Raw genomic sequence first — 12,432 nt, forward strand, 5'->3', positions numbered from 1 at the left:
CTTATTTTACTTACGTGAATTATTCATACTTTTTCATATTTGCATATGCGTGAAAGGTTAAATATGCGATCTCGGTAGCTTTATTGAACAAAAAATTGCTCTGCTTTTACAGTCACATCAATATGACATATGCTTAGGGACACTGATGGGACTACACTTAGCTGACTATGAAAGAAAAAGGATTGGGTATGGACGAAAGGCGCAAGTTTTCGCGGATTCTATTTGCCACGAATGCACATCTACAACAAGGTGTTGCACAGTGGGAGACGACCATTCTCGATTTGAGTCTAAATGGCGCTTTGGTCGAAGAGCCGCAAAATTTTATCCACTCGGGTGATGCAATTACCCTCAGTTTTATCTTGCCTGAATCTGACATCGAGATCCGTATGGAAACTGAGTTGGTCCATCAAAAAAATGCCCAATTAGGCTTGAAGTGTAACTTTATCGACGTCGACAGTATCAGCCACCTAAAACGTATGGTGGAGCTTAACTTAGGCGATGCTTCCTTGCTGAATCGCGAACTCATGTTGTTTATCGAAAAACACAATATCACAGATTAAAACACTCGCTCATAAACACAAACAGCGCCTAATGGCGCTGTTTTGCTTGCTGGCATTAATCTCACTCGCGAGCATTTGATGCTAAATCGCTTCTAGCGCTTCGGATAACTTAGACACACCCACGACTTCCATTCCCGCAGGAGGCTTTTTCGGCACATTGGCCTTAGGCACAATGGCGCGCTTAAAACCATGCTTAGCGGCTTCGATTAATCGCTCTTGGCCATTGGGTACAGGCCGAATTTCACCCGATAGCCCCACTTCACCAAAGGCCACTAAATCGCTCGGCAAAATATCACCGCGAAAACTCGATACCATAGCCAAGAGTAACGTTAAGTCGGCACTGGTTTCTGTCACTTTCACGCCGCCCACCACGTTCACAAACACATCCTGATCCGACATCTGTAAACCGCCGTGGCGGTGCATCACAGCAAGCAACATAGCTAAACGGTTAGCATCCATCCCCACAGCTACGCGGCGCGGGTTAGACATGGCCGAGTTATCCACCAACACTTGCAGTTCCACCAGTAGCGGCCGCGTGCCTTCCCAGACCACCATAACAAGCGAGCCAGAAGATTCCTCTTCACCACGGGAAAGGAAAATTGCCGAAGGATTGGCGACTTCTTTTAAGCCGCGCTCTGTCATGGCAAATACGCCTAACTCGTTGATCGCACCGAAACGGTTTTTGTGGGAACGCAAGGTGCGGTAGCGGCTATCGCTATCGCCTTCGAACATCACAGAGCAGTCAATACAATGCTCCAATACCTTAGGCCCTGCCAGACTACCATCTTTAGTCACATGGCCGACCATGATCACGGCAATACCATTTTCCTTCGCAAAACGCGTTAAGTAAGAGGCGGATTCACGTACTTGCGACACACTGCCTGGGCTCGATGCCACATCGCTCATGTGCATCACTTGAATCGAATCAACCACTATGACCTTTGGTAATTCTTTGAGGGCCACTTCGCAAATTTGTTCAACGCTGGTTTCAGACAACATCCGCAGTTTATTAGTTGGTAAACCAAGACGATGGGCGCGCATCGCCACTTGCTGCAAGGATTCTTCACCTGTGACATAGAGTGCAGGCATTTGCTCGGCCAGATGACACAAGGTTTGCAATAAAAGCGTACTCTTACCCGCGCCTGGATGACCGCCGATCAAAATGGCAGAACCTGGCACGATTCCGCCACCGAGCACTCGGTCTAACTCCCCGAAATGACTCAATATTCGCGGCAGAGCATTGAGATCGATTTGATCTAATGTCTTCACTTCATTGCTGCTCGCACCAGCGTAACCGACAAACTTAGTGCTGCGCCCAGGAGAAGCCGCACCAAGCCTGACCTCAGTAATCGTATTCCATTCCTGACAAGCACTACATTGACCTTGCCAACGGGGAAAGTCTTGTCCACACTCATTACATACGTACGCTGTTTTATTCTTTGCCATAACTTATTAAAATCTGTATAAAATCAATTTAAGTAACGATGAATACTGCCGACATAAGACTAACACAGCACGGCATAAAATCAGCATTAGAAAAGAACCCTACATGAGTTTAGATAACCACAGTGCACTCATCGAACAGCTCAAGCCATTGCTCATGGAACCTAACTTCCAAGAGATTTTTCAGCAGCTGACGATAGATGAAACCAATTCGACCCGTTTTCTTGTGAAAATGGAATTGAGTCGTTTGGCTTCGCCTTGCACCCGAATTATCGATCTCAGGGATAAATCAGAGCTTCCTTGTACTGAAGTCATGTTAGGTCAACAGCGACATTTTTTAGATGAGCCAGCCAAAAGCAGTATGCATGAGGCCATGTCACTGTTTCGCAACCAATATACCTTAGGTGTGTATGAATATGTGCTCAATGCCCATCAACAGCGTCGGGTAAAATTACGCCAAGGTGTGACTCAGGTTGAAGCCGCCGAGCCAGAACCTTTTATGGTGCCAGGCGTAGTATTGGGCAGTTATTTCAACCGCGCTGAGGAGCGGATGAATTACAGTATTCGCATTGCGGCATCACAATCCGGTCGAGGTGAAGTACCTGGGATCACGGCAGATTTATCTATTGGCGGTGCCCGTATTCGCCTAGCCGCCAATCATCCCTTCGATCTCGACCAACAACTCAAAGTTAAGTTACTGGAACTCAGTGAAGAGTTTTACTATCCCGATCTCCAGCTCGGCGTGGATTATCAGATTGTCGATAGCCAAACCAATGGCGAATATATTTGGCTAAGGCTCAAACGCCTTGGTGGCAGCGAAGCCTTAAGTGAAATGCTCGGTAATTTAATCCGCGGCTATAAACTGCGTTACAAGGTCGATGTCAATGATGTGATAGTGAGTGCAACAGGACTCGGATTTGAACGCCATTATTTACCCCACCTGCCCCACTTACCTTTGTATTTCAATACTCAAACCCAAGGTTTGAGTCACATGCTGCTCAGCCGTGATAACCAGCAGATAGTGCATTACTTTCAAGATGAAAATGATGTCAGCCAATTACCAGCCATGCTGACCCCAAGCCGAGTATCGGCACTGCTGAGTCATCCAGAAAATCCCGACCACGGGCTATTTTTTAGCTTTACCTATAATGCCCAAGGCTGCTTATATTTTTACTCTGCCACCTTAGCGGAGCTTAAAGCTAAGGGCATGATGCCTTTATTCCTAGGCTTTGCATCGACCAAACCTAGTTGGCGGATCTTTAAAGTTACCCAAGATAAAATTTATCATGATAAGGGCTATCGCCGCGCAACCCTGCCGGGCGATGAGGCTAAATTCAGCCCACTGGTCGAACAGCAGTTATCGCAGTTTAGTCATTTACTGCAGCTCATCGATATCAGCAATGAAGATGCCAGAGGGCATTACAAAGCCTGGCAAGACAACAGTAATGCCAATGCCCTTAAAACCTTTGGTCAACAACGATTAACCGCCAATCAAATTAAGTTAGTATCCATGCAGTTTAGCGAGCGACGCCAAGAGGCTCGTTTCGCCTTTAAAACCTTAGTCAACGTGACGCAAGACAAGCTAAAAGCCACGGGCATTACTTTAGATATCTCTAGCCGTGGCATGCAATTAACCTTAGACAATCCGACAGATTTCTCATCGAATAAACCGCTACTGTTAAGCTTCCCTAAACTACAAACCATTGCGGGTAAAACACAGTTAGATAATCTCCCTTACCGTTTAGTGCGAACCCGTAAGAATGGTGTAACACTGCATTTAACCGCAGTCATGGGCCATACACCCCATGTGGGGGTCGAGTTTTTAAATAAACTGATTGCCCATAATAAGGAAAAGTTAGAACAACTGACTGAAAACAATAGTGAAGCGAATGAACTTGCCGATGGTTTAAAAAATATTTTGATGCATGATTTGCATTCTGTGCCCTACTTTGTTGAAAAAACGACAAAATCGGCCCATGTCGCGTGTTTAGGCGTAGGTACACAACAGGATGAGATCAGCGATATTTTTGCCGCTGGCACGTCAGATACTCTGCAATATAATTTAGCACCGCTGCTAAAGGATGGATTCTTTAAGCGGGATATCCTCGAACCTATTCGCCAGATGAAACCCCTGCAAGATATGGATTTCATTGAAGTGTTTGTCCAGTTGATACGTCAATCTCGTGGCAAAATCTTTTTGAAATGCACTTCAGCCACAGAAGTCGGTGATGTGGATGCTCAGATAACCTTTATCAATCAGAGCAAAGCGTTAGGCCGATTCCTCGCCCTACGCGTTTACCGAGGTGCGACTGAGAAGCCAGACATGAGTTACCTGCGTCGCGAATTGGAATACATTAATATTCATGCAAACCATAAAGCTAAACAATTAGAAGAACAGTTATGGCGGATAATTGGTGTCGGTGAACTGTTAGATATCACCCAAGAGGTTGAACTAAGATACCCTGCAATCCATAAAAAACAGTCTTAATTGTTTAATACCGCCAGATCAAAACTTAAATACCAATCCCTAATCTTAGGAAAATGATCACTGCTAGCATCTATATGCGTCAGCATATCGGCATGACCATAATCATGTTTAAAACCATTATCTTTAGAAAGAAGCGTTGATTTCACCCGTTTAAAGCCGCACTCTGCGACCATATCAGCCACATCTTCTGGATGCCCAAACACAGTATCGCTCTGCCCTGAGATAAACCAAGCTGGTGGCCAATTAGCGAATGTTGCCGCTTTCGCATAATCAAATCCATCGTCGTGATCGAGCCAATCTCCTCGCACCCAATCGATACTTTGAACTAATGAGGCGCGGCTTTCATTGTCCATACCGATGCGCAACTTGTCGGCAGCAAGGTAACCTTGGCCCATAGCTAAACCTGGCGCTAAACGATTCCAAAAAACATCAACCATTAACCACTTTTTGAAGGATTTAACCCGAATCGTCCGCTTGCTACCGAAGGTCAGCAATGAACGAACACTTTGTTGTAACTCAGGATAACGGGCCAGACTGCTCGCCATTAACACCCCGCCCCATGAATGGGCGCACCAATGCAACTGCGAAGGCGGCACGATTTTGCAATCAAGCTTAGCCGCCTGTTCTTGGCAGGCTTTTTGATGTAACTCGAGAATCGCCTGCTGCGCTAAAGGTAATTGCTCGCGGATCACTTCACCTTGCCCTAAGGTAAAATCCCGATCGATTTTCGGCAAACTGAGCCCTCTGCCAGCGGTATCCAACACATACACCACAAATCCCGCCTTAGCCAAAAAACAACCTAGGCCACGGCCACTTTGGCTATAGAACACCCGACCGTTAGACATGGCGCCATGGAGCATGAGAATAGGCGTCTTAGAAAAATCAGGCACCGACGGTAATAACTGACGTAGATGCAGTTGGCCATCGCGGTACGGCAGAAAGATTGAAGACTGTGAAATGGGTGATGTTGAGCCTTGAGCGAGCTGAGTCAAAATGAGTCACTGGTAGTTTATCAATCTCCCTAAACTACCAGCTCATCAATAAAAGACAAGAGTCATTACTCTAACTCAGCCCTGACTTAGGCTTTCATCTCGGCTCAAATTTCAAATAAATGAATAACCTAGATTTGCAACAGATAAGGTAAAACGCGCAGGTCGAGGTGGCGAATATTGGCATCCGCCGCGGCTGCCAGCTTAGGTTTGGCATGGAAAGCAATACCAAAATCCGCCGCCATCACCATAGGGATATCATTGGCGCCATCGCCGATAGCGACGCTTTGACCTTTTGGAATGCCCCACTGCTCACTGCAACGCTCAACCACATCCGCCTTAAACTGCGCATCCACGACTTTACCCGTCACTTCACCCGCGAGTTTGTCATCAGTGATGACTAACTCATTAGCAAAGGCCGCATCTAAGCTTAGAAGCTGTTTTAAATGACCCACAAAAGGCGTAAAGCCGCCAGATGCCACCACTAAACGCCAGCCATGGGATTTAAGTTCTAACAGCATGGACTCAAGCCCAGGCATTAAAGGCAAGTTGTCGCACAAGGTCGTGATAATACTGGCATCGGCGCCCTTAAGCTGTGCTACGCGCTGACGCAGACTCTGCTCAAAATCTAGCTCGCCTTGCATAGCACGTTCAGTAATCGCCGCCACGCGCTCGCCAACACCCGCCATGGCCGCTAATTCATCAATACATTCAATCTGAATCGCCGTGGAGTCCATGTCCATCACTAATAAGCCGGGATGGTTCAAACGAGGTAAATCAAAATTGATGACATGCAGTTCAGCCAAAGACTGAGGAAACGCCGCCAGCTGCGCCTGAGAAGGCACATTCACTAATGCCAACTCAATACAATGTAAGCCGACTTGGCGTTCGATATGTGAAATACCGATAACATCAGACGAAGACAATGCCGCAATCCAGGCCGATATTGCGCCCTCTACCACGGCATCTTGATAAATAATTCGCACACGTGAAACACCAGCGGGATATGCTGACTCTTGATAACGTTCAAACACTTGCCCTTGGCGTTCAAACCTTGGGGAATGGTCAGAGACTAACCACAAAAAAAGCGCATCTTGGTTCAAGCTTTCCATCGGACTTAAATTCTCCAACTATCGGGCTCACTCAGAATCAATTATGATTAGGCAAGCGCTCTACATTTTAAGGGTCAAAGTGTTATATCTTAAAGGGCTAAAGAAAAGTCATAAAATCAGTAGACTGATCCAAATTGCCGCCGCCTTCGCCTTGATATTAGGCTTAGTGCAATTGTGGCAGACAAGCCTACTACAAGGTCAGCTGCTTCTAAAGTCCCAAACTCAAAAGATGGCCAGATTACTGGTGCAGCAAACCGCCTATGGAGCCGCGCCCGCACTACAACTGCAAAATGATGAGCAGTTGCAATGGCTCGCCAGCGCTTTAGTCGAAGATCCTAAGGTGATGTCTGCGGCTATCTTCAGCGACCAAGGCATGCGGTTATCCTTCGCCCAAAGCATCACTAAGGATGTTGTCGATCCTGACTCGGAAGAAATGAATTTGCTACTAAGCAAATATCCTCCCTATGTAGAGCCCGTGATCCAAGAAGGGAAAAATCTAGGTTATGTCGAAGTCAGGCTCGATACCAAGCTGTTTTTCAACGAAATCAAAGAGGCCCACAATTTAAACATGGAACAACAACAAATCATGCTGCTGGTTGCAGGCTTGATAGGTATGTTGCTTTCGCGCTCTTTGTCTTTCAAACGCGCCGATTTTGACCGCCGCCGCTTTAGGGTTAAGCTGCGTCAAGCGCCGAAAAAACCTAAGAAACGCTCATCAGCAGAAGATCCATCAGAAAGTGTTAATGATGGTTTGGCGCAAGAACTAACCGAAGATCAAGCGGTGTCGACCACAGATAATCCACAAGAAAAAGCGGCTAAATCCACTAAGGCACCAAAAGCAGTGACAGAGACCCGTGTTGATAAGCTCACTCAGAAAGGCGTGCAAACTAAGGTCGAAAAAACGTCAGAAAAATCGTTAACGCTAGAAACGAGCAACCAAGTTGAAAACGCGATAAATAATGCGGAACAAGCAACACCTGTAAAGGTTAAACCTAAAGTGAAAAGTGTCCGCCGAGTAAAACAGGCGACGAAAGCAACAGCCGTGGTAGCCGAACCCTCAACACCAAAAACCCCTAGTGAACCAAGCGACCTCGACACAGATTCCACAGGTTAATCGTAATTTCTAGAGAAAAGCCGCTAAAAATTGACATAAAAAAAGGTTCGCATTGCGAACCCTTTTTTCAGTAGCACACTCTTACACAATAACCGTTACAGTGTAATCGCCGCTTCTAATGTCATGATAATCATGTCATTGAATGTGGTTTGACGTTCTTCTGCAGACGTCTTTTCACCGGTGCGGATGTGATCAGATACAGTCACAACGCACAGGGCACGCGCACCAAACTCATGGGCAACGCCGTACAAACCAGCCGCTTCCATTTCTACGCCTAATACGCCCATCTTCTCCATCACGTCAAACATTTGTGGATCAGGAGTGTAGAACAGGTCCGCAGAGAAAATGTTACCTACGCGAATTTTAGTACCACGAACTTTCGCAGATTCGATAACCGCATTCATCAGCTCATAGTTAGCGATAGCAGCGAAATCTTGGCCTTTAAAACGTAAACGGTTAACCGCTGAGTCAGTACATGCACCCATACCGATGATCACGTCACGTACTTTAACGTCAGTGCTGATCGCACCACAAGTACCCACACGGATCAGGTTCTTAACGCCGTAATCACGAATTAATTCAGTTGCATAGATAGAGCATGAAGGAATACCCATGCCAGAACCCATAACTGAAATACGCTTACCTTTGTAAGTACCAGTAAAACCTAGCATGTTTCGAACATCAGTCACTTGCTCAACATTTTCTAAGAATGTTTCAGCAATATATTTTGCACGTAATGGATCGCCTGGAAACAGCATTGTCTCAGCGAATGCGCCCTCTACAGCATTAATGTGTGGTGTTGCCATCGAAATAACCCCTGTTTATTTTATTAAGACTTAAGTCTTTGTTTACTGGCGGCAAATGTCAGCCGCCAAATCGAAATAAATGCTTATTTGCCTAAAGGAACGATTCGCCATAGGCCATAGGTTCAAGCTTAAAGTGGCTCGCAATAGATTGGCCGATATCGGCAAAGCTATTACGACGCCCCAGAGAACCGGCTTTCAATCCAGCGCCAAAAGCTAATACTGGCACATATTCACGGGTATGATCTGTGCCTTGCCATGTTGGATCGCAGCCGTGATCCGCCGTTAAAATCAGCAGATCGTCTTCACCCAATAATGCGAGCATTTCAGGTAAACGGGCATCGAAATATTCCAGCCCTTTGGCGTAGCCAGCAACATCACGGCGATGACCATAGTGAGAGTCGAAATCAACGAAGTTAGTAAACACTATCGTGTTATCACCCGCAGATTTAACTTCGGTTAAGGTCGCATCGAAAAGTGCTTCTAAGCCGTTCGCCTTCACTTTTTTAGTGATACCACAGTAAGCATAAATGTCGGCAATCTTGCCCACACTCACTACTTCACCGCCAGCCTCTTTCAGCTTGTCTAATACGGTTTTTGCCGGTGGCGCGAGCGAATAATCCTTACGATTGCCGGTACGGGCAAAGTCACTTGGGCCAGTACCATCAAATGGACGGGCAATGACACGACCTATGTTGTAAGGCTCTAACTCTTCACGGGTTATCTCGCAAAGACGATAGAGATTTTCTAAACCGAAAGTTTCTTCATGACAAGCGATTTGGAACACAGAATCGGCTGAGGTATAGAAAATAGGCATGCCAGAACGCATGTGCTCTTCGCCTAACTCTTCTAAAATAGTTGTGCCAGAAGCATGACAATTACCTAAGAAACCGTCCAGACCCGCACGGGCCAAGATCTTATCCGTCAGTTCTTTAGGGAAAGAATTTTGATGTTCGCTGAAATAACCCCACTCGAAGAGTACGGGCACGCCCGCCATCTCCCAGTGACCGCTCGGCGTATCTTTACCCGAACTTAACTCTTGCGCATGACCATAAGCACCAATCAGCTCAACATTATCGCCAAAACCTGGGGCAAAGGCGCCCGTGCTTTCCATCGCCGCGTGACCCAAACCTAAGCGCGCTAAGTTAGGTAATTTCAGCGGACCTTCACGGCCAATATCGGCTTTGCCTTCGGCGCATGCTTTAGCAATATGACCAAAAGTATCGGAACCGACATCACCAAAGCTTGCTGCATCAGCAGAAGCACCGACTCCAAAGGAGTCCAACATCATAATAATGGTACGTTTCATAATTCTTCCTTAAAGATCCGCTGCACGAATATAGGCATAGATCTCAGGTGTTTTTTCTGGAGCAGTTTCACCAATGTGAATCGCTTTTTTCACCGCAAGTTCAGCTTCCGCGAAGGCAGTTTCAGACTGTGCATGGATAATGGCAATCGGAGTCGATGAATCTACTTTATCGCCTAAAGCACACACTTGAGTTAAGCCAACACTATAGTCTAGTGCATCACCGGGCTTACGGCGGCCGCCACCTAAGGTCACAACCGCTAAACCTAATTCACGGGTATCCATGCTATAGGCATAACCTTGCGTATCGGCAAAAACTGGACGAATAATTTGTGATTGCGGTAGGTATTTACTGTAGTTTTCAACAAAATCGACTGGACCACCAAGACCCGACACCATCTTGCCAAAGAGTTCTGCAGCGCGACCATTATCGAGCACACGATTCAGTTTAGCGCGAGCGTCGGCTTCATTGCTTGCAAGACCGCCCAGAAGCAGCATCTCAGCGCAAAGACCCATAGTGACTTCATATAAACGCGGATTACGGTAAGCCCCCGTTAAAAAGTCGATGGCTTCTTTCACTTCAACTGCATTACCAGCACAAGATGCAAGCACTTGATTCATATCGGTAAGCAAAGCCGTCGTTTTCGTACCCGCGCCATTTGCAACGGCGGCGATACTGCGAGCTAATTCTTCCGATGCCTCATAGGTTGGCATAAAGGCGCCGCTACCAACTTTCACGTCCATCGCCAGCGCATCTAAATTACAGGCTAATTTCTTAGACAGAATCGATGCTGTGATGAGGGAAATGGATTCAACTGTGGCGGTATTATCGCGGATAGAATAGAAGCGTTTATCGGCAGGAACAAGATCGCCCGTTTGGCCAATAATCGCCACACCGACGTCTTTAACCACTTTGCGGAACAATTCACTTGAAGGCTCAGTTTGGTAACCCGGAATGGCATCAAACTTATCGAGTGTACCGCCCGTATGACCTAGGCCGCGCCCAGAAATCATAGGCACATAACCGCCACAAGCCGCAGCCATAGGGCCAAGCATGAGACTAATCACATCGCCCACACCGCCAGTGCTGTGTTTGTCGATGACAGGACCGTTGAGTCCCAATGATTGCCAATTAAGCACAGTGCCAGAATCACGCATCGCTGTCGTTAAAGCGATTCTTTCATCCATATTCATGTCATTAAAATACACCGCCATGCCTAATGCGGCGATCTGACCTTCAGATACGGAGTTGGTAGTGATACCTTGAACAAAGAACTGTATTTCTTCGGAACTTAGCGCTAAACCATTACGTTTTTTACGAATAATCTCTTGAGCTAGAAACATGATACTGCCTCCAAGATAGGCACTAACAACTCTGTCGCTAGTGCTTATCTTTGCAATGAAACATCAAAACTGTAGCAATATTACAAGTTCATACTATCGAAGTTTTGAGTTTACCAAATAGATTTAGGTCACACTTAATTAGGCTCGCTATACGCAGATAGTATTAATCAGCGATAGTTTGCGATTAATAGCCTTGAGTCGGCTTAGGCGCATCTGCCAGTTCTAATGTGTGCAGCAAGCTGTTTAAGAGGCTTGAAGCACCAAATCTAAAGGTACGTGGTGAAACCCAGTCAGCACCTAAAATACGCTCAGCAACACCGAGGAACTCAGCTGCTTGAGCTGCATCACGCACGCCACCAGCAGGCTTGAAGCCTACTTGGGTATTCTTCTCGCTGATCACAGTTAACATGATTTCAGCCGCTTCGAGTGTGGCGTTTACAGGCACTTTACCGGTAGAAGTTTTAATAAAGTCGGCACCCGCATCGATTGAAAGTTCAGATGCACGGCGGATAAGCGCAGGATCGGCTAACACGCCAGATTCGATGATGACTTTTAACAAGACTTCACCACAAGCTTCTTTACAGGCTTTAACTAATTCAAAACCAATGGTTTCATTGCCTTCCATCAGTGCGCGGTATGGGAATACCACGTCAACTTCGTCTGCACCATAGGCAACGGCAGCACGGGTTTCTAGCACGGCAATAGCGATGTCATCGTTGCCATGGGGGAAGTTAGTCACTGTGGCGATTTGAATATCTTCAGCACCGATTTCATCGAGAGTCTTACGTGCAATCGGGATGAAACGAGGGTAAATGCAGATAGCGGCAGTATTGCCTGCAGCCGTTTTCGCTTTGTGGCACAGGTCGATCACTTTTTGATCTGTGTCGTCATCATTCAAAGTCGTTAAGTCCATTAACTCGATGGCGCGTTGTGCTGCTTTTTTTAAATCAGTCATAATAGCTCTCCAAAATAAAAATTAAATGAATAGAAATCAGTCGCATAAAAGCAACGCTTAAGAGGTGGCATTATTTTGATTATTTTTATGGCCGGGCCTTCAGGCGGTGCCGAGTAATTTGCTTGTACAAACTACCTTGTTGTAGGTATTCAATCTTGCCTAAGTCATAAAGAGCAATAGGCATCCTGACACTTAAAAAAATAACTTATAAGTGACCACGACTTGAATCCTTGAAGACCGGAAGAGAGGATACGAATAAAATCTTGCTCCTACTTTTCCGCGAAAAATCCATTTTAGCGCGAGAAAAACACAAACCTT

Annotated in this window: 10 protein-coding genes; 3 read left to right on the forward strand and 7 right to left on the reverse strand. The window is 46.2% G+C overall.

What is annotated here, in order from left to right; translation table 11 throughout:
• Positions 1-188 precede the first annotated feature (188 nt).
• Positions 189-560, forward strand: a complete 372-nt coding sequence (locus K5Q99_RS00075) for a PilZ domain-containing protein (protein WP_006082695.1) — start codon at positions 189-191, stop codon at positions 558-560.
• An 81-nt stretch (positions 561-641) separates the two neighbouring features.
• On the opposite strand, the gene radA is transcribed toward K5Q99_RS00075, so the two are convergent.
• On the reverse strand, positions 642-2,006 hold the full coding sequence (radA, locus tag K5Q99_RS00080) for a DNA repair protein RadA (RefSeq protein ID WP_006082696.1): 1,365 nt from the start codon (positions 2,004-2,006) through the stop codon (positions 642-644).
• Between the two features lie 103 nt (positions 2,007-2,109).
• On the opposite strand from radA, the gene K5Q99_RS00085 reads away from it, so the two are divergent.
• On the forward strand, positions 2,110-4,491 hold the full coding sequence (locus K5Q99_RS00085; protein ID WP_220775704.1) for a PilZ domain-containing protein: 2,382 nt from the start codon (positions 2,110-2,112) through the stop codon (positions 4,489-4,491).
• Here the strand turns inward: K5Q99_RS00085 and K5Q99_RS00090 are convergent.
• Positions 4,488-5,483: an alpha/beta fold hydrolase gene (locus K5Q99_RS00090; RefSeq protein WP_220775705.1), complete on the reverse strand. Its 996-nt coding sequence runs from the start codon at positions 5,481-5,483 to the stop codon at positions 4,488-4,490. The genes K5Q99_RS00085 and K5Q99_RS00090 overlap by 4 nt on opposite strands.
• Positions 5,484-5,611: 128 nt before the next feature.
• Complete coding sequence (serB, locus tag K5Q99_RS00095; protein WP_220775706.1) at positions 5,612-6,592, reverse strand: phosphoserine phosphatase SerB; 981 nt, start codon at positions 6,590-6,592, stop codon at positions 5,612-5,614.
• Between the two features lie 79 nt (positions 6,593-6,671).
• On the opposite strand from serB, the gene K5Q99_RS00100 reads away from it, so the two are divergent.
• Positions 6,672-7,706, forward strand: a complete 1,035-nt coding sequence (locus K5Q99_RS00100; protein ID WP_220775744.1) for a YtjB family periplasmic protein — start codon at positions 6,672-6,674, stop codon at positions 7,704-7,706.
• A 95-nt stretch (positions 7,707-7,801) separates the two neighbouring features.
• Here the strand turns inward: K5Q99_RS00100 and deoD are convergent, their stop codons facing one another.
• The 4 genes from deoD to deoC form a co-directional block, all read right to left on the reverse strand.
• Entirely contained in the window at positions 7,802-8,512 is a 711-nt protein-coding gene (gene deoD, locus K5Q99_RS00105) for a purine-nucleoside phosphorylase (protein ID WP_006082701.1), read from the reverse strand.
• 91 nt (positions 8,513-8,603) lie between these two features.
• On the reverse strand, positions 8,604-9,818 hold the full coding sequence (locus K5Q99_RS00110) for a phosphopentomutase (RefSeq protein WP_220775707.1): 1,215 nt from the start codon (positions 9,816-9,818) through the stop codon (positions 8,604-8,606).
• Between the two features lie 9 nt (positions 9,819-9,827).
• Complete coding sequence (gene deoA / locus K5Q99_RS00115) at positions 9,828-11,159, reverse strand: thymidine phosphorylase (RefSeq protein WP_220775708.1); 1,332 nt, start codon at positions 11,157-11,159, stop codon at positions 9,828-9,830.
• Positions 11,160-11,343: 184 nt separating this feature from the next.
• Complete coding sequence (deoC, locus tag K5Q99_RS00120) at positions 11,344-12,114, reverse strand: deoxyribose-phosphate aldolase (RefSeq protein WP_006086931.1); 771 nt, start codon at positions 12,112-12,114, stop codon at positions 11,344-11,346.
• Positions 12,115-12,432: the final 318 nt, after the last annotated feature.

Origin of the sequence: Shewanella hafniensis, from assembly GCF_019655335.1 — a bacterium.
GTDB classification, from domain to species: Bacteria; Pseudomonadota; Gammaproteobacteria; order Enterobacterales; family Shewanellaceae; genus Shewanella; species Shewanella hafniensis.